This window comes from bacterium (genome assembly GCA_036504735.1).
Taxonomy (GTDB): Bacteria; Electryoneota; RPQS01; order RPQS01; family RPQS01; genus DASXUQ01.
Genome location: DASXUQ010000009.1, coordinates 349500 through 369166, shown reverse-complemented (window position 1 = coordinate 369166; position 19667 = coordinate 349500). Strand labels below are relative to the sequence as shown.

The 19667-nt window shown below is 59.1% G+C and carries 14 protein-coding genes; 3 read left to right on the top strand and 11 right to left on the bottom strand.

From position 1 onward, the window contains the following. Positions 1-437: 437 nt before the first annotated feature. The 3 genes from VGL38_09065 (at position 438) to VGL38_09055 (ending at position 3186) form a co-directional block, all read left to right on the top strand. Positions 438-1163, top strand: a complete 726-nt coding sequence (locus VGL38_09065; GenBank protein ID HEY3295578.1) for a hypothetical protein — start codon at positions 438-440, stop codon at positions 1161-1163. A gap of 126 nt (positions 1164-1289) precedes the next feature. After that, complete coding sequence (locus VGL38_09060) at positions 1290-1946, top strand: hypothetical protein (GenBank protein ID HEY3295577.1); 657 nt, start codon at positions 1290-1292, stop codon at positions 1944-1946. A gap of 229 nt (positions 1947-2175) precedes the next feature. Further along, positions 2176-3186 carry a hypothetical protein gene (locus VGL38_09055; protein ID HEY3295576.1) on the top strand — a complete coding sequence of 337 codons (1011 nt, stop codon included), beginning with the start codon at positions 2176-2178 and terminating at the stop codon, positions 3184-3186. A 77-nt stretch (positions 3187-3263) separates the two neighbouring features. On the opposite strand, the gene VGL38_09050 is transcribed toward VGL38_09055, so the two are convergent. The 11 genes from VGL38_09050 to VGL38_09000 form a co-directional block, all read right to left on the bottom strand. Then, positions 3264-4703 (bottom strand): T9SS type A sorting domain-containing protein, encoded by a 1440-nt coding sequence (locus VGL38_09050; protein HEY3295575.1) that lies wholly within the window; start codon positions 4701-4703, stop codon positions 3264-3266. A 37-nt stretch (positions 4704-4740) separates the two neighbouring features. After that, on the bottom strand, positions 4741-6210 hold the full coding sequence (locus VGL38_09045) for a T9SS type A sorting domain-containing protein (protein ID HEY3295574.1): 1470 nt from the start codon (positions 6208-6210) through the stop codon (positions 4741-4743). 167 nt (positions 6211-6377) lie between these two features. Continuing rightward, complete coding sequence (locus tag VGL38_09040) at positions 6378-6692, bottom strand: helix-turn-helix domain-containing protein (protein ID HEY3295573.1); 315 nt, start codon at positions 6690-6692, stop codon at positions 6378-6380. Then, positions 6689-8629, bottom strand: a complete 1941-nt coding sequence (locus VGL38_09035; protein HEY3295572.1) for a cytochrome c3 family protein — start codon at positions 8627-8629, stop codon at positions 6689-6691. Before VGL38_09035 ends, VGL38_09040 begins: the two co-directional genes overlap by 4 nt. Positions 8630-8717: 88 nt before the next feature. Next, a complete protein-coding gene (locus tag VGL38_09030; GenBank protein HEY3295571.1) occupies positions 8718-11210 on the bottom strand; it encodes a hypothetical protein in 2493 nt (830 codons plus the stop codon). A 4-nt stretch (positions 11211-11214) separates the two neighbouring features. Beyond that, positions 11215-13698, bottom strand: a complete 2484-nt coding sequence (locus VGL38_09025) for a cytochrome c3 family protein (protein ID HEY3295570.1) — start codon at positions 13696-13698, stop codon at positions 11215-11217. A gap of 163 nt (positions 13699-13861) precedes the next feature. After that, positions 13862-14962 carry a cytochrome c3 family protein gene (locus tag VGL38_09020; protein ID HEY3295569.1) on the bottom strand — a complete coding sequence of 367 codons (1101 nt, stop codon included), beginning with the start codon at positions 14960-14962 and terminating at the stop codon, positions 13862-13864. Between the two features lie 104 nt (positions 14963-15066). Continuing rightward, positions 15067-15195 (bottom strand): hypothetical protein, encoded by a 129-nt coding sequence (locus VGL38_09015; GenBank protein ID HEY3295568.1) that lies wholly within the window; start codon positions 15193-15195, stop codon positions 15067-15069. An 18-nt stretch (positions 15196-15213) separates the two neighbouring features. After that, positions 15214-16443 (bottom strand): NrfD/PsrC family molybdoenzyme membrane anchor subunit, encoded by a 1230-nt coding sequence (nrfD, locus tag VGL38_09010; protein ID HEY3295567.1) that lies wholly within the window; start codon positions 16441-16443, stop codon positions 15214-15216. Then, positions 16443-17393: a 4Fe-4S dicluster domain-containing protein gene (locus VGL38_09005; protein HEY3295566.1), complete on the bottom strand. Its 951-nt coding sequence runs from the start codon at positions 17391-17393 to the stop codon at positions 16443-16445. The genes nrfD and VGL38_09005 overlap by 1 nt, the downstream gene beginning before the upstream one ends. Before the next feature lie 260 nt (positions 17394-17653). Beyond that, the gene (locus VGL38_09000) at positions 17654-19372 is read right to left on the bottom strand and encodes a T9SS type A sorting domain-containing protein (GenBank protein HEY3295565.1); all 1719 of its coding nucleotides are present in this window, start codon (positions 19370-19372) and stop codon (positions 17654-17656) included. Between the last annotated feature and the right edge of the window lie 295 nt (positions 19373-19667).

Here is a 19667-nt window from a genome sequence, read left to right as displayed (position 1 = left end):
GAAACACCTCCCGAAACCCACGTGGTATCGGCCAAAGCCCCAGAGCTAAGAATCAGCAAAAAAAAACCGGCAAAGATGATGCGCATGTTTATAACTGTTCCTCAGATGAAGGTGCGGTGCGACGTCTGCTGTCAACAATATATCTCGTCGATGGAAAATGTCAAGAGAAAACTATAATTATTGAATATAGACACGGTAATCTTCAGAAACGCTGATCCCGTCGCGTTGAGCACGCCATCTTCTGCTTTCGGGAACATGCGGCCATGCTCAAAGTGTAACTTATGCAAGGGGATGAACATCTGATGCAGGGGTTAGAGCGACTGGGTAATTTGCAAACGACGTGCTCAGGTAGGATGCGGCGCAGCGGGATTAAACCTCTTGAAAATGGCGGCGTCCAATGAGCAGAACACGGTACTACAGCTTCCATGAGGCCAACCATGAGACAACGCACACAATTAATACTGAGCCTGCTTCTGAGTTTTGCTCTGGGCGGCGCAGCACTCGCATCACCACCCCAGCCCAATAACCGGGCCGCGGAACAGTTGAAAAAAGAACGCATTTCCGGAATGGTGGAATCGGTTCAGGGAGAAAAGGCCACCATCCGCACCGGACGCGGCGACCGGGTGCAGGTCAATCTCGGCCCCCAAGCCTATTGGCGTGAACACGGCTACCGGTTGACTCCGGGCCGTCAGGTGACGGTGGAAGGCTGGCGCGGAGACGATGATGACCGCGGACCATTTTTCGCCGGCGGCATCTGGGGACCGGACTTCTACTTTGAACTGACCAACGGCAACGGCTTCCCCATGTGGGCGGATCAGGATGACTACTGGGACGGCTGGTATCCGACCGCCGACTACTATGACCATTATTACTGCGGACCGGCTCCCTATGCCTACGGTCCTCCGCCTCCCTACTGGTATGGCACACCGCCCCCGCGGTGGTGGTGGGGACGCCATCATTTCTACGGACGGCCGGGTTTCCGGTTCGGGTGGCGACACTTCGACGGACCCTACGGTGGACCACCGCGCGGTGGCTGGCACAATGATCGCCGTGACGACAGGCACGGCGACCGGGATCGGGATCGCGATCATCGCGGCGGATGGCAGGGTGACGGACGGGATGACAACCACCGGGACCAGCGCGGCGGAGAACGCCGGCACTAACCAGGATAACCAAGGGACGGACCGTGAAGGCCCGTCCCTTCTTCCTATAAGATGACTGTCCAAGCGGTTGCGCTGATGAACACCGCATCATGCACCGCGGGACGATGTGGGAGCGAGGCAACACCAATGCGACAGGGATTTCTTCTCACCTTCAGTCTGCTTCTGATTATCACCCTAAAGAGCCCGCTATTTGCGCAGGATGCTCCGAGCTATCCGGATGCCGATGCAGATTCCATAGCGGCACCGCAGGATCAGTCTCCATTGACCAAGGAGCAGATCGAAGGAACCGTCGAGTCCATACATGGAGAGACGGCGACCATTCGCGCGGAGTCCGGCGAGCGTGTCGATGTGGATTTGGGACCGCGATCTTTCTGGCGGGAGCGCGGCTATCATCTGGCAGTGGGAATTCCGGTGCAGGTGGAAGCATGGCACCGGACTGATATCGACGGGCCGTACTTCGCCGGCGGTATCTGGGGTCCCGGCTTTGTCATCGAGCTGACCGATGACCAAGGCTTTCCGCTGTGGGTGAATGCCGGTGAATATTGGCCGGGCTGGTATCCGACCGAAGCTTACTTCGACGTGTACTTTTTCCGGCCACCGCTCTACATGGTCGGCCCCGGTCCAAGGTGGTACTTCGGGCCATACTATCATCGTGGCCCCTACGTCGCCGGACGGCACTACTATTCCCGCCCCTATTTCGGCAGGCACTATGCGGGACGGCCCTACGGCGGGGGTGGCCCACATGACGGCGGACAGCCCCGTAGTGGAAGGCGCGGGCATTGATTCTTCCCGAACACCATGGACTTATGCAAAGGGACGGGCTTGCGAGCCCGTCCCTTTGTGCAGATGACCAAGGATGGATGAATCCCGAAGGGTCACCATAACTCCTGTTTTCTTTCGGTAACACAAGATTTTGCTTGACAATTCCCGGCAAAGTCGCTATCATGACTTGCATACCATGGGCATTTGGCGAGGCGGTCTGATGGCTGAGTACAGGTTACAGTGGGTCAGGATGACAAAGTGGCTGCTGATTCTGGCGCCGATCTTTATGGGCGGGCTGACCCACGCCCTTGTGACCGAAGACGAGCCGAACAATACGTCACAGACGGCCAACCTGATTGCTTGCGGCGATACCGTGTATTGTGCGGACCTCGCGACAACGGGTGATCTGGACCACTTCCGCTTTCATGCGTGGATGCAGGATTCGATCATAGCCACCACGGTCCCTTGTGACGGCAGTGTGACTAATACGGTTCTGGCCCTGTGTGATGACCGGGATTCCCTGCTGACGGTCAATCAAAATGACGGCCCGGGACTATTTTCGGAAATCCGCTATGTGGCGCCGCGCAGCGCCGACTATGTGCTGCGTGTGCTGCGGCATCCGGCGTATCCCGACTGCACCTACAGTCTGATTCTGCGATGCCCGATCCATCTGCCCGAATCCTATGATTACTGCACGACGCCGCGCGTTATCCCCTCGCTTCCCTATTACGATGAAGGCTGCACGGCGGGAATGACCAGCCAGTGCGGTACAGGAGCGCCCGATGTGTTTTACCGCTTCCACCACCCGGCGACGGGCAACCTGTATGTCACGGTTTGCAGTGACTTCTTCGATGCTCGCGTGCAGATCCTCGGACAGTGCTGTAACGAGTTCATGGATGATGCCGATACAGGCTGTAATCTCGGCGCGGAATTGACCGTCTGGTTTTTGCCGGCCGGAGATTACTATATTCTGGTGGAAGGGACGAGCGCCAATCAGGTCGGATATTTCAGTCTTGATGTCTCCGCGCAGCTTCCCGGCTGCCCCGCTCCCGGACCAGTGGTATTAGGATCCGTCGGTGGCTATCCTTTGCTGGATTGGCCGGAGGTTACCGGACCCAGTTACTTTGTGGTCTGGTATTCCCCGACCGCCAACGGCATCTATGACCACCTTGGCACAACCCCGTTCACCTACTTCGTAGATTCTTCCGGCACCGCAGCGCACACACGCTTCTACAAAGTCACATCCGTGTGCCCGTGGTAAGATGAAAAGTCTGAAACGCTGAGATGAAACAGGCGCGAAAATGCTCGCGCCTGTTTTTTTGTACAGTGTTGTTTCTGCTATTTCAGAAGTGTCATTTTCTTTGTTTGTGCCGCACCATCTGCTTCCAGCCGTAGCACATAACTTCCCGAAGCCATCCCCGCACCGTCCAGCAGCAGGCGATGACTTCCCGCAGGCATTGGCCCATTCCTTAACACCACAACTTCCCGTCCCAAAACATCAAACACCTTCAGCGTCGCGTTCCCCGCTTTAGGCAGATCAAAGCTCACCCACGTCGAGGAATTGAAGGGATTCGGATAATTAGACAAGCTAAAGGTTGAAGGCGGGAGGCTGAAGGAAGCCCCGGCGGAGAGCACAGGATCGCGGCCGGTTTTGACAAGCCACATCGCGTAGTGGTTAGCGGGTAGGTCCACTCCGCCCAGTAGCACAAAACCGCCATCGCTTGTGGCCAGCACATCATTGCACCACTCGTCGCTATCAGTGCCGAAGACCCGGCTCCACAGGCTGTCGCCGTTCGCATCCGTGCGGATCAGCCAGAAGTTGTTGCCGGTTGGACCGTAAGACATCGTGCGTGCACCCAACGCAATGCCGCCGTCTGGCAGTACGGTCACGGCGCTGCATTCGTCAAAGTTGGGTCCGCCAAAGGTGCGGCTCCAGAGGCTGTCGCCCTGCGCATTGGTTTTCAGCAGCCACACATCTTCAATTCCCGCGCCGTAGGAATTCGTGGTCCCGGCAAGCACAAAGCCTCCATCTGAACAGGCCTGCACGTGGGCATACATCTCATTATTCCGGCCACCGTACATATGTTGCCAGAGCGGGAATCCCAGAGAGTCTGTCCGCACCAGCCACATATCATATCCACCCGCAGAAGGATAGTTGTTCATGCCGGAGCAGATGTAGCCTCCGTCCGGTGTCTGGTTTACTGAGTAGAAAACTTGCAGGCCGGGTCCGCCGAATTGCCGACTCCACAAGCTGTCCCCGTTGGCGTCGACTTTCAGGATCATCGCCGCGAATCTGTCCTCATAGGCGCGGTAGCCTGCCAGCAGAAAGCCACCGTCCCGCGTCGCAACAACGGCAGTGCAGTTGTCTGTCCCGAATGCGCCGTACTGCTTCGACCATACCGAATCGCCGTTTGCCGTCACCTTCAGCAAATAGAAACCCTCTGCTTCCGTCGTTCCCGCCAGAAGATAGCCGCCGTCGGCTAATGAACACAGGTATCCCCCGCCACCATAGCGCCCCGCGCCGAATGGGCGCATCCATGCGGTGTCGCCATTGGCCTCGGTCTTCACCAACAGAAAGTCCCAGTTGTTCCCCTGCAGGATGTTCCCTCCCAGCAATAGCCCTCCATCCGCCGTCTGCAAGGCGGAGATGCCCCACGCGTAGCTGTGTTGTCCGTATTGTCGGCTCCATAGGCTGTCCGGCTGGGCAATAGCCATGCCGGACAGACCGCATACCGCCGCCAGCATGACCCATCGCCGGAATATCCATCGCTTTTCCATAGCTACCCTCCCAAGTGAGCTAAGTATGATCTTCGGACTACTTTAAGAGTGTGATTTTGGTCGCCCGTGCCGCACCACCAGCGTCCAGCCGCAGCACATAACTTCCCGAGGCCAGCCCCGTGCCATCCAGCAGCAGGCGATGACTTCCCGCAGGCATCGGCCCATCCCTTAACACCGCAACTTCCCGGCCCAAAACATCAAACACCTTCAGCGAGGCACTCCCTGCTTTAGGCAAATCAAAGCTCACCCATGTCGAGGAATTGAAGGGATTCGGGTAGTTGGAAAGGGTGAAGGATGAAGGCGGGAGGCTGAAGGAAGCCCCGGCGGAGAGCAGCGGGTCCGGACCCGTCTTAAGCAGAAAAGCTGCCTGATGCATGTTCAGCAGCGAGACCGCGCCGAACAGCGCAAAGCCGCCGTCCGTGGTGGCCAGAACATCGTTACACCATTCCGCCCCTGCGGTGCCGAAGACGCGGCTCCACAGACTGTCGCCATCGGCATTCATTCGAATCAGCCAGAACTGGTCGTCCCCGCCATAAGATGCTGTGTGCGCACCGATGACAAAACCCCCGTCGGGAAGTGACCGTACCGAGTGGGTTTCGTCGTCGGAAGTGCCTCCGAAGGACTTACTCCACAGACTGTCGCCCTGGGCATTGGTCTTCAGCAGCCAGATATCCTCGCCGCCCGCGCCGTAAGACGTGGTCGTTGCCGCCACAATGTAGCCGCCATCCGGGCACAACTGCACATGAGCGAAGATGTCGTTTCCCAAGCCGCCGTAAATCCGCTGCCAGATGGTATTGCCCATCGAGTCGGTTTTCATCAGCCAGACATCGTAGCCGCCTGCTGACGAGTCATTGGTTTGCCCCGAGAGGATGTATCCACCGTCCGGTGTCTGGCGCACCGCGTGAAAAGCTTCCACATGCTCGGAGTCGAAAATGCGGCTCCACAGGCTGTCGCCATTGGCGTCGGTCTTCAAAATCATGCCTTCGAGAACGGTGAGACCGGTCTGCCGGTATCCGGCCAGCAGGAAGCCACCATCAACAGTCGGCTCAATCGCCGTGCAATTGTCGGTCATCTGCCTGCCGTATTCGTGTGACCACAGGGAGTCCCCGCCAGCACTGATCTTCAGCAGGTACATGTCCTTGGTCCAGACCGTGCCTGCCAGAACGTAACCGCCATCTCGCGCAGGTGCCAGATACCCACCGCCGTCATATCTCCCCATCCCAAAGGACCGCTCCCAGACCGTACCACCATTGGCAGCAGTCTTCTGCAGATAGAAATTCCAGTCGTTCCCTTGCTCGATGCTGCCCGTCAGCAGATAACCGCCATCTGCCGTCTGCAAAGCGGAGATACCCCACGCTTCGCCATACTGGCCGTACATCCGGCTCCATAAACTGTCCGGCTGGGCAAAGGCGGATGCACCCAAACAAGACAAAGCCATCCACAACAAAAAGCCCTGCCACACACAAGGTGGCAAGGCTAATCCAGTCATAGTCTGCTGCCGATCCATAGCTACCCTCCCGAGGAAGCTTGCTTCTCAGCCGTGGTTGTTATGGATCAATATACGCCGACTTTCGGGAAAGTCAAGAGATAATTGGAGATGTGAAATAGGAAAGAGGAAAGAAAACCGCTGCTCCCTTTTCCTATTTCAAATTTCCTATTTCCTGTTTTCGGTCGTTATCCCGAGTACCGGTGCTCGCGGATAAAGCGGTCGATTTCGCCCGGCTCGAAGAGAATGGCTTTGCGGGACAGGCGGATGCACTTGAGCTTGCCTTCCTTGACCCAGCGCATAATGGTGGTACGGTGGACACGGCCCAGGCGGAAAGCGGCTTCGGTGAGCGTGATGAGGCGCCCCGGCTGTTCTTCCTCGGGTTTCACGGCGCCGTCCACTTTTTTGGAGCGCACCGCAGGTTCTTTGATACGGCTCGTGCGTTCCGCTTTCGGTCGCTCGGCATCCGTTCCGGGAGTTGCAGTCTCGGTGATAAGGGTCATGGGGCCACCTCAATTCGCTTCAGCCAATCGGCAAATAGTGCGGGGTTGTGAACAGTCTTGCTGCCATCGCTGCGCAGCGCGGCCACAAACTGCTGGTAATTCTGATAGGTTTTACTGCCGGCATTCAAGGAGCGCATCTTACGTTCGGCAAGATTTAACAGGCTATCGCTCCGGACTTCCCAGAGCTTCAAAGTATCGGCAAAGGCCGGTTCATGGCAGGCCACGCAGGCGTCCGGATTGCGCCGCGTCACCTTGGCATCCTGCAACGCATGGCAGTCGGTGCAGCCGACAGACGCCGCCGACATCGTGGAGGGCTGGGTGCCCACCGGATTGGGCAACTTACCCGAATAGACTCCGGTCTGCAGATCATGGCAGGGCAGACACCCCTGCTTGGCTGCGCGGCTATGATGACAATTGTTGCACTGCTCCAGAGTCAGCTTAAGCTTGCCATGGTCCGGTTCAGTGGTCTTGTGGCAGGTTTCGCAGCCGATCCCCTGCTTGAAGTGTGTCGCATGCCGCACCAGCAGACCGTTCCACGATGGCGCAATGTTCAACGCCGCGGGGTGGCAGCTCGCGCAATTCTGGGTTCCGGCTCCCCCTTCGCTGCGGCCACTGATCTGATTGGCAATGGCGGCAATCAAATCCGGATTGTGCACCGGATCGCCCGCCGCGTAAATATCCAGATCCTGCAGCACCTGAGACCGCTTGGGCTCGGGCAGACGCTCGGCGTCCTTGCGCAGGCCCTGCACCTTCTGGGCCAGCGGACCTTTCCACATCGGCCAGAGGGAATTGTAATTCTCGGTATGGCAGGGAGAACACTGCGGACCGCGGAACTTGGGCTTCTCGGTCTTTGTGCCATCCTGATGAATCGGCTCCACGTGGCAGGCATTGCAGGACATTCCCAGCTTTGCCATCACCGACGGCGAGCGCGGCAGATTCGGCAACATGCCGTTCCACACCGCGACAATCGGGCTGTCCTTGCCGCCGTGGCAGGTCGCGCACTGCTCCTGCGGATTCTTCTCTGTAATCGCCTCGGTGCCATGCCGGATCTGCAAATGGCAGTTCTGGCAGTCGACCTTGTGCTGGGTCACGTGCATCTCATGCACAAACACTTCGTCATTGTACTTCTGAACATGCTCGAGCTTGGCGTGGCAACTGTTGCAGCGTTCCGGCGGCACATAGCCATCACCGGAGGTCAAGGTCGAATGGCAGCTCAGACAGTCCACACCGCGCGAGAGCACCGACGCATGATCGAAGGACGTATCCGCCGCCGCCTGTCCCGTGGGCGGCTTGTGGCAGTGGGTGCAGCGCGCCAGATCGGTAGCCTTGCCGGAGGAATCCGGCTTCATGTGACAGAGGAAACAGGTGCTCTCGGTCACCGTAATATGCTGGCCCTGCACGATTTGGCCGTGGCAGGAGGTACAGCGCAAATGGCGGTCACGGCGAGGCTGGGTCAAGTGCGGCGTATGGTCAAAGGTCACGCCCTTGAAGTTCACCTGGCCTTTTAAGAGCCGGGTTTCATGGCAGCCGCCCCGCAGACAGGATGCATCCTCGATTTCCGCCCACGGTTTCGAACGCTTGTAAACGCCGGTCATGTAGTCCACCACCATCGAGAGCGCCATGAACTTGGCACGCACGGTGCCGCCGACGCCCGGCGGGATGTGGCACTTGATGCAGGGCGTATCGGCATGGGCCGAGAGCCGCCAACTGTCGAAGTAGGGCTTCATGAAGTGGCACGAGACGCAGAAGCCCGGCTGAGAGGTGGCTTCCACCAGCACAGTGAGAGCCACGATGGTCACAATCACCGCCGCCCCCGCGAGGAGCGCGATCCGCCGCCCACCCAGTGCAAAGAACCGCCGCCAACCCTGTCCAATCAGCCAGAAGGGAAGCTTCACCACTTCCCAGGCGGCTGCGAAAAATTCACGGAAGACCCACACGCTCGTTTCTCCAGTTTTCGACCGTACATTGCTTCACACTCGTGCCCCGAAAGCCGATTAGGTGGGCGGATTCCTACCCGCCGGCTAATCACAGAATCATGCTGCCAATGATAAAGAACAGCAGCGTGATTCCGAGGGCGAAGGCTATCCAGCCATAGATCACCAGCATTTTCCGTGTCCAGTAACCCATGGGAGGAATGACCTGTTCTTCAATGGAACCTGCCTTTTCCAGTTCCACCATCTGACGCTGCCGCTCATGGGCGATCTCTTCGGTGGACTCGCGTCCGGTGAAGATCACATCGTCCATCGGGAATTTGTCGGGGCGAAGGTGGCCATTGAAGAAGTGTACGGTGAAAATGAAAGCCGTTGCCAGTAGAGCTTCTTCGCTGTGAACGACGTGCGCTAAATTGATCAGCCAACCGGGCAGTGCACGAGTAAAGTACTCGGGGAACCAAAGCACCAGGCCCGAAGAGCCAATTACAACCACGCCCCAGAACACAGCAAAGTAATCAAATTTTTCCCAATAAGTCCAGCGTCCAAAGTGCGGTCGCGTACGATTAAACAGAAACCAGCGGAAATGCGCGATCATGTCCTTAAGGTCCTGTAAACGCGGCACCAACGAATTCTCGCCGATAAACAGGCCCTTTTGCCGCCGAACCAGAGCCAGATACGCAAGTGTCAGCACATGCAGCAGGAACACCGTAATCATCACCGCGGCGCTGATCCGGTGCAGCATGGCCATGGTGCGGAGGCCCATGATATGCGCGGCAATCCAGTAGGCAATCTGGCTGTGCGAGAACTTGAGCGGCAGGCCCGTCATCGCCTGAATCAGGAAGGTCGAGAACAGGAAGATATGCAGCACGCGCTGCCACGGGGTAAAGCGGCGCACCCATTTGCGGGCGGACTCGGGCGAGCGTGTGCGCGGATGCCGCTTCTTTTCGATGCCCGAACGGACAAACCACAGAATAGTGTGAATGCCGAAGAAGCCGAACACAAAGAACAGCAGCGCGTTCATGGCCCGTTCCACCACCGACACGCGCTTCTCACCTGAGAGCGCGCCCACTTCGCCGCCGTGCGGATCGTAGTGGGAGAGGAAACCGACGAACTTCTCGTTGGCGTCCTTGTGGCAGCGGGCGCAGGTCTTGACGATGTTCTGCTGACTGACCCGCGACTGCGGATCCTTGGGCGAGCGAATATCGTGATTGCCGTGGCAGTTGATACAGGTGGCAAAGTCCTCGCCCTGATAGCCCAGGCTGTACACCTGTCCGTGGTAGGTCTTCTTGTAAGACTTGACCACGTCCGGGTTGAGCTGGAATTTGAGCGCGATTTCCCGGTTGCCGTGGCAGCGGCTGCAAAGGTCAATCACCTCGCGGGGCCGCATCGACTCGGAAACCTTCTGAATGTCGCGTTCGCCGTGACACGTGACACAGGTGGGCGCTTCGTTATGGCCCTTGGCCCGCGCCGCCGCGTGCTGCGACTGGTCGTATTCCTTGGTTTCCTTTACATGGCAGTTCTGGCACTGCATCCGCAGCGACGCCTCGCGGGTGCCGCCGTTCTTGCGCCAGTGATACACGTGGCATTGAGTACAATTCGCCTGCCCGCCGCTGGCGTTCAGGGTCATGACCTTGCCGTGGGCAAGCGTCTCTTTGGCGTGGCGCTCGTCGGCATGGCAGCCGTTGCAACTGCCGGGAATCGTCTGCCGCGTGACGCCGTCGGGCGTGCGCGTCATCTGCGTCTCGTGTCCCGTGTGGCAGGCCACGCAGGTCATGAGCTTGGGATCGGCGCCATCCTTGCGGTGCAACGTTTCTACATAGCCGCTGTGGCATTGGGCGCAGAGGTTGTCCAGCCGTTCGACCGAGGTCGGGGCGGCGGGATTCTTCGGCGACAAAATATCGTGGTTGCCGTGGCAATTGATACAGGTCGGAGCCAGAGTGTCGCCGGACGAAACCTGTGCGTAGTGCTTGCTGGCCAGGTAGTCCTTGGATTCCTGCGTGTGACAGCGCATGCACTCTTTGACCAGCGTCATCCGCCAGTCGGACGCCGTCATCTCCCCGCGCCGCGACTTGAAATGCGGTTCGTGGCAGGAGGTGCAGCTTAACGGACGTTCGTCGCCCTTGCCCTTTTCTCCGTGGACACTGGCCTCCAGCGCCTTGAGTTCGGCGCGGTGGCACAGGCCGCAGACGTGGCGGGTGTCGGCATGGCGGCTGATCTTGTGCGTGCCGTGGCAGTCACTGCAGGCCGGAATCGAGCGGTAGCCCATGTCATTCAGCTTCTTGAAGAAGCCGGCCATGAACTGCTTGAGCTGCGATTCGTGGCACTGACCGCAGTTGACCGTCTTCACCGCGCCGTGGGGGAACTCGGTCGTTCCCTGCAGGCTCTGGTGACAGTCGGTGCACTTGAGGCCCTCGTGCGGAGAGCCTTTCAGGCTGTCAGGCGTCACGGTCAGCGAGACCGTGCCCGTCATGCGCTCAACTTTGAGCGACGGGTCGGAATGGCAGTCCATGCACGGCTCGCTTTGCTGGGCAAAGACGGCCGCGGCCAGGGACAGCCAGAGGACAAGGAGGGCGGATCGGAAAGCCATGTACTTAGAGAGTCTCTTCCTGCGTTGCGGCAGTCGCGTCGTGGGCATCTTCGTCGGGAGTCTGCCCGTTATTCTTCACCAGTGTGCGGTACCAGCGTCCGTGACGATGGCGCACGTGTTCGAGATTCATTTTGCCCGTGAGCCAGGTCCAGCTCATGGGATATTCTTCCGGGTGGGCGATGGTAAAGAAGAAGTGCCAGACGACAATCGCCAGCGTCGCCAGCCACGCCTCGTAAAGGTGTACCGTCTGGCTGACCGCGACCGCCCACTTGGGCAGCATCGGCGAAAGCTGCGCGGGGAACCAGAGCACAAAGCCCGTGGCAATCATCACAATCGTTCCCCAGATCAGCGCCCAGTATTCGGCCTTCTGCGAATAGTCATAACGGCCATATTCCGGCGGCTTCTGACCGAGCTGCAGATGGTACTTCATAGTGCTGGTCATGTCGGTGATGTCGGCGGGCTCGGGAAGCATGGCCTTCCATTCTTCGCGTCCACGCTTGGTCATGAACAGATAGATGATATGGTAGACCGAGCAGGCGATCAGGATCACCGCCATGATGCGGTGCGTGATCCGCCGCACGGGCTCGGACAGGCCGATGGCGGCCAGCCACTTCACCCACCAGGCATTGGGGAACTTCAGCGCAAAACCGGTCACCGAAAGCATGGTGAAGGACACCGTCAGCGCCATATGCTGGATAAGCTGATGGGTGTCGAATCGCGTAATCTTCTTGCCGAGGTGCTGCTTCTTCTTGGCCAGCAGCATATGGAAGTTCAGAATGATGAAATTGTGCAGCAGCATGCCGCCGATGACGAGGGCAATCAGCACCCAGTACATGCGCGACACCCAATAGGTCGCACCGCCCGCCATGGGCTGCAACGCGCGATGCGTGTAGGATTGGGCGAACTTGACGTCGGCCTGTTTGTGGCACTTGGCGCAGGTTTCGACCACGTGGGCGGAGTTGATGGTCGAGAGCGAGTCGCGCTCGGTGCGCACATTGTGGGCGCCGTGGCAATCGGGGCAGCTTGGCGTGCGGCTGCTGCGGGCCAGCGTGGCCAGACCGTGGTACGAGTCGCGGTAGGTCTCGACCACATCGGGAGCCAGACCGTACTTGCGAATCATCACCGGGTTGTCGTGGCACTTGCCGCACGTTTCGCGCGCGACCTGCGCATGGCTGACCTTGCTCTTGGGATCCTTGGGCGAGAGCATGATGTGCTCCCCGTGGCAGCCCGTGCAGTTCGGCGCGTCCGTTACACCCGCCTTGAGGGCGCGGTAGTGGATGGAGGCCTGATACGCCTGGTCTTCCTGCGGATGGCAGCGGCCGCAGGTTTTGTCCAGATTCAGCGGAGCAATCGTGGACGCCGGATCACTGGCAGGACGAATCGCGTGACCGCCGTGGCAGTCGATACACACGGGAACGCGGGTGTCGCCTTTGGCCAGCAGCTTGCCGTGGGTGCTTTCCTGATAGTTTTCGAAAGAGCGCGGCAGCCGCACATCGGGATCGGTGGTGATGCCGATTTTGCTGTGACACTTGGCGCAGGTTTCCGGCTGCTTGGTACGGTACATCGGGGAAAGCGGATCGGACACGCGGCGGATGTTATGCCCGCCGTGGCAGCTTTCGCAGCGCGGGGCGCGGGGGCTGCCGCTCTTCAGGGCATAGGCATGCAGGCTCTGATTGTAGCGGGCAACGGATTCGGCATGGCACTGACCGCAGGTGGCTTCAGCCGAGGATTCATTGGTCACGCGCAGCGTGGTATCGGAGGGCGCGCGGCTGCGGTGTTCGCCGTGGCACTGGAAGCAATGGGAATTGGCGCGGCCACCGTTGATGTCGGCATGCACCGACTGCTTGAACTCCTGCTCGACGCCGGGATGGCATTTCAAACAGGCGGCTTCAAGCTGCGGCCCCAGATTGGCTTCATTGGCAATGGTGTGGGTGCCGTGGCAGGTGGTGCAACTCGGGTTGGTGGTCCCGTCGGTCTTGGGATGACTGCCGTGAACGCCGACGTCATAACTGGCATACTGGGCGGTGCGTCCCCGGATCGGCGCGTGCTGCTTGTTATGGCAATCGGCGCAGGTCTGATTGATGCGGCCCGCCGATACCGGCGAATTGGGATTGGACGGACTCAGAATCTTGTGCGAACCGTGGCAGCCGGCGCATTTGATCTGCGACTCGTGCGCGCCGTGAGCGACCTGCGAAGCGGGCTCCTGATGGCAGCTTGCGCAGTTCACCGGCTTCAGGTGTTCCGGGTGCGGGAAGTCCGCGACTTTCAGATCGGCATGGCACTGCACGCAACTTAGGGACGCGTGGCGCGAGCCGGCGAGAGTGTCGGGAGTAACCGCCAGGGACTGCACCGCACCGTTGGCCAGCGTGCGAGTCATGGAGGAGTCGCTGTGGCACTGCATGCAGACGTCGTTGGGGTTGCTGGCCGCCAGCGCCGTGAGGGCTCCGCACAGGAAAAGCAGCGCGAGAAGGGGAATCCGTCGAGACATGGGCGTTTTATTCGTTAATGAGTCGGGAGAGCCGGAGGAAAACGATAAACCAAAAATTAGAAACTAAAAAGAAAGAACGAAGCGGTTGGGCCTTCTTTTCGCTTTTACTTTTTCATTTTTAGTTTTTCATTTTCCCCACAGCGTCCTGAACGGGTCCTGAGAATTAATGCTTGCCCTTAACCCGCGCTCCCGGGACCTTGGCCGGATAGGCGACTTCGGCGCCGTGGCACTCGGTACACTTGGGCGGCTCGGCAAAGGCCCGCTTTACGTGGCAGATTTCGCAGCCGATTTCCTTGTGGTTCTCGTCCAGCGAAACGCCCGTAGCGGCATGGTTGAACTTGCCTTCGGCAAAGTTGTTGTGGCAGCCGTTGCAGTCGGCTTTCGGCTTGGTAAAGTGGTACGGATCGCCGTGGCAGGACTTGCACTGCAGTTTCGAGTGCTGCTTGCCAAGCTGGAATCCGGTGCGGTCATGGTTGAAGGCCACCGCTTCACTCTGCTGATGGCACTGGCCGCAGCTCATCTCGGCATGGCAGGCATTGCACGTGGCGTGCAGAGCCTGTTCGCTCTTGCTGACCTGCGCCGTGGTGCCCTGCTTGCTGTGGCAGCTTCCGCAGCCTTCGGCGTGATGGCAGGCGGCGCAGTCGATCCCGTACTTTTCGGTGTGGTTCTTGTGATGCAGCGTCACCACCGTGCCGCCGTTATAGGAAGACTGCCAGACTTTCTTGTCCGGCTGCTGCATATCTTTCAGATTGCCGGGCATGTGCGTCTCGTGAGGGGCTCCGGCGACATTGGCCGCCGTCAGCGGTCCGGGCATGCCCTTCTTGATGTGACAATTCTCGCAGTTGGTCTCGCCGCTCCACTGCTCGTGGCACTTCATGCACTGGCGGTGGTAGGCGCCCTTCAGCCCCGGCTGCCGCATATCTTCGGACGCGGTCAGGCTGTGGCACTGCTTGCAGGCCTCGATCCGCCCGCCTTCGCCGAAGTGATGGCAGTCGGCGCATTCGCCGCCCATCGCCGACATCTGGGCATGGGTGCGGTGATTGAAGGCCACCGGTTCGTACTCGTTTTCCAGTTCATACAGGAGCACGGTTTCCGGCGCGTGAATAATGTCCTGCGACGTGGCGCGGGGCCGCGGGCAGAGCGTCAGACAGGGATTAGTCTGATCCGGGTTCTTGCAGGTATGGCAGGCCGCGCAATCCGCCGGCGTATTCCGCTTCTTCTGAAACGTCTGCGGCGCGGCGAAACTCAATGAGCAAAAGGCCAAAAGACCAAAAAACCAAGCGCAAACGCTGAGACGCTGAAATGCTGAAACGCTGAAAGAAAACTGTCTTCTTTCTAATTTCTCATTTCTAATTTCTAATTTCGTATTCATGCCCGCGCTCCCTTCTTCGGTTTGCTTAAGGCTTTCCAGAGAAGGGCAAACAGCAGCAGACCGGTCATGCCAACGATATACTCCGCGGCCTGAGTGACGAGAGCGAAATCCTGCATCGAATTCATGGGTGTGTCCTCACGCGCTTAGTGTTCGTCGCCGGCATAGTCAGGATGCTGAAGGAGGATGGGCATGCGGTTGACCATCCAGCGGAAAATCAAAACGCCAATCGTGATAATCATCACGCTGACCCAGATTTCCGTCCAGCGCGGGACGTAACGCTCGGTGGATGTGTAGTTGAAGGCGATCAGGCCGACGTTGAAGCGGTTCAGGATCAGCCCGATCACCGACCAGACGGCGGCGATGCGGATGGCCAGCACGTTGTCCTTGCGGTATCCCCAAAGGTATACCAGACACGGCAGACCGATAAATCCGACCACTTCCACGAGCCACCATGCGCCCCAGCCGGTGGTTAAAAGTTCCCAGCGGTTGTCGTGCGCCACACCCAGCCAGCGCAGAAGGAAGTTCATGTACATGACCACCGCGCCGGCCTTGCCGAGGCCGATGGTCAGCTTGTCGAATTCACCATGCGGATGATGCTTGGTCTGCTCCTTGAAGTAGGAGTGCGACAGCGACGATTCGAAAATGATCATGCCGATGCCGCCGCCGATGGCACTGCAGATAAAGTACACCGGCAGATACATCGTGTACCACAGCGGATGCAGTTTTCCCGGAGCGATGAGAAAGAGCGCGCCAAGTGAAGATTGGTGCAACGTCGAGAGCACGACTGCCGTAACCGTGGCTCCGGCGGTGAGACCCACGGCCCATTGCCGCAGTCTCTTGTAGCCCAGCCATTCGAAGACTGGCGGCAGCATTTCCACCGCCTGGCACATCAGATAGAGCGCCACACACCAGCCCACTTCGAACAGGACCGACGTCGTGCCCAAAGACACCATCATCGGATAGGGCAGACGCCACGGACGGCCCAGGTCGAACAGCAGTCCCACCACCACCAGCGCGTAGCCCAAAAATCCGGTAAGGATCGCGGGCCGCACCAACGGCTTGTATTCCTTCATGCCGAACAGGTGCACCGCGCCGCCGGTCAGAAAACCGCCCGCGGCCAGCGCCACGCCGCACAGCACGTCAAAAGCAATCCACACTCCCCACGGGTTGGCGTCGGAAAGATTCGACACTGCGCCCATCCCCTGCGTGAAGCGGATAAAGGTGATGGGCAGTCCCACCGCCAGAATCACCGCCGCAACCGCGTTGCCCGGAGTCACCAGGCTGCGCACATACTCGCGCGGCGTCATACCCAAAAAGATCTTTTCCCGCACCCAGTCACTGCCGGCGGGGCGTCCGATAGAAGGAGCCGCCATTACTTCTCCTCCTGATCATGGGTTTCGTGGCCCTTTTCCTTTTCCTGCTTTTCCAGTTCGTCGCGGCGCTTGGTGAACATATACAGCCCGCCCCACAGGGCTGGCCAGATCGCCATCACCAGCGGTGCCGCGGACAGATAGTTGCGCGGATATTCGGGAAGCCCCACGTCGCCCAGATGCTCCGGCAGGCCGATCTTTTCGAACGGCGCACCCGACAGGAACATCCAGCTTGTGCCACCCACTTCATGCTCGCCGTAAAGATGCCGTTCATAGCGCACCGGATCGGCCTGAATTTTTTCGTAAGCCAGTTTGATCAGATCGCTGCGCTTGCCGAAGGTCATCACTTCCTTGGGACAGGCTTCCACACAGGCCGGCTTGCGTCCGAGGCTGGTGCGGGTGGCATAGCACATCGTGCACTTGCGCACCTTGGGCGAGGTCGGATTATGATATTCATACGCCGGAATATCGAACGGGCAGGCCACCATGCAGTAACGGCAGCCGACGCAGACACTGGCGTCGTACACCACCGGACCTTCTTTGGTCTTGCGCAGGGCCTTGACAAAACAGGCCGAGGAGCAGGCCGGCTCATCGCAGTGCATACACTGCTTCTTGACGTAAATCGGATGCTTGTCCGCCCCGTGTGGATTCGGGTAACGGTTGACGACCGTGAACTGATTCTCGTGGGTGCGGCGCAGATGGTCGAAGACGGACTCGTCTTCCGGCGGTGTGTCAATGGGCGGGTTCCCATTTTCCTTGGCGCAGGCGATTTCACAGCGGCGGCAGTTCAGGCCAATGCACAGAGTCGTATCGGTCAGGACGCCGAAACGGTCCGGATTGGCCTCAACATGAACGTTTGCCTCTGCCGTGAGTGGCTTGGCCACAATCCCGGCGGCGGCAGCCGCGGCGGCCACTCCGGCCGTCTTAAGGAATTGTCGTCGTGATGGATCCATAGGGGGACGTGCGGTTTAGCAATGTGCGGAAACTCTTCCGCGGGGTAGTTGTGAAAACTTTCGCCAATCCGCACTTGTGTATCTGCGTGTCAAGAATTGACCTTCGGCGCGGATTGCGTAATTTCTACGCCCGCGTCGGTTGATGTTTCCGGTCGTCGCCAAAGAATCACTACGGCGTTCAGAGCGCCGGCCGGTCACAACCCCGCCACGAGCGTGGACAGTGGTTGTTCGAAAAATTCGTCTCATCCAATCCGCCGAACTCAGCGGATCAGAAGCATCTTCTTGGTTTCGGTGAAGCTGCCGGCTTCAAGCCGGTAAAAATAGATTCCCGCGGCGGCATTCTTTCCGTCCCACATCAGTGTGTAGGTTCCGGCGGGCCGGCTGCCGTCCAACAGGGTGCTTACCCGTTCACCCAATTCATTGTACACCTGCAGCCGCACATGCACTTGAGCTGCCAGGCTGAACTGAATCCGCGTTGAAGGATTAAACGGATTCGGGTAATTCTGGAGAAGCGCGAAGCGTTCAGGAACCGCCCGGGGCGCAGCGTCTGTGCCCAGAATTCCATCCGCTTTGATGATCGCGTCATTGAACAACGCCATCACATACGTGTGGTTGTGCGCGCCGCCGCTCTCGTCCGACTGCGCAAACTGGAGATTGCGCTGCGCTTCGTCGAGGTCCCGCAGCCGGAGGCTGTCTGTGCTGCCTTGCAGCGCGCTGTCGGCTTGGGCCACACGCTGGCCGGCGCTCGCCGCGAGCTGCTCAAATTCCCCGCGCCACGCATCCACGGTGGCTTGGGCCGAATCGGCGCTCATTCCGGCATGACAAACAGTGCAGGAAGCGCTCACCGAGCCGTCTGACTCCGGCGTGAACACGGACCAGCGATGGCCTTCGTACGTCTTGGAGTGCGTACCATCGGTATCGCCGCGGTGCATGTGGCAATCCGTACAGTGCGTTCCCGGCATCGTCACCAGATCGGGAACTCCGATTCCCCCGGTTCCCTGCTCGATATTGTAGCTTAAGTGGTCCGTGCCCGCAAAGCGCAAATTTCCGTGGCACTGTCCGCACTGTTGATCTCTACTCGGCAAATAATCGTAACGGCGTAAGGCGGAATTGTAAATCGCGATGGAATCCGGCTGGTGCGGATCGTGGCAGGAATTGCAGGCCACGTCCGGCCAGTGCGCCGTATCCGCCACGGTGGTGTTCGCGGTAAACCGTCCGTTCACCGTTGTAAAGAACCGGTTGAGCACCTGCACTTCCGTGATTCCGCCGTCCAGCTTCACCGCCGTCGGTGCGTGACACTGGATACAATCTTCCGGATCCGGGCCGCTGATGACTTCCGCCGGAGTCCGGCCTGCCCAATCGGACGCCAACTCCGAGGCAACGTCGGTCTGGCCGCGATGACCGTGGGTGCTCTGCTGCCAGGCTGAGAACAATTGATGGTCCGTATCCGCAAAGCGCAGCCCGCCATGGCACTGCCCGCACTGCTCCGACACATTGCGTACCGAATCATACTGCGCGGTGGTCGAATTAAACAGTGCCAGAGTAGGCATTTGACCCGGATGCGACGTGGGCATACGGTGGCAGCTCACACACGTGACATCGGGCCAGGTGTCTGTATGCAGCGAACGGGTGGAATCGGTGTAGACACCGCCACTCGTGGAAAAGAAATAGCCCATCGCCTGCGATTCCGTCATGCCCCCGCCGATAGTCACGGCGCGCGGAGCGTGACAGGCAATGCAGTTTTCCGCCTGCGATCCGATGATCACGGAATCCGGCGGCTGCCCTGCCCAGTTGGCTGCCAGTTCCCCGGCAACATGCTCTTGCGTGTGCGCGTGCGGATTAGTGGGCCACATCATCTGCCCATAATGCGTGTGACACGGCAGGCAATCCGAGACAGGCTGCCCGTAGGAAAGGTGGTGCAGCCCTGTGACAAAGAGCAGACTCATCGCCAACCGGAAGAAGACCGATAGCCTTCCCATGATGACTCCTTCGGGTCGTGCTTCGCTCACGGCTCGGTTTTTAGAGAATCCTTTCACATGGGAGGGCGCAACGCGGGCGGGCGCGGTCCGAAAACCCCTACGGGTTACTCACCGCCGCACCACCGAACGGCTGTCCGGCCATGCTCTTCTGATGCAAAGGATCTTCAAATAAGATCATCTCTATGTCAAGCAATAAGGCGGATATTCCCACCAACCTCTGTCGAAAGTCCGCTTTTCCTATTTCTAAGTCTTCTTCTTTAAAAACGGGGGGCCGGGGCGGATCTTAGAAAGATCC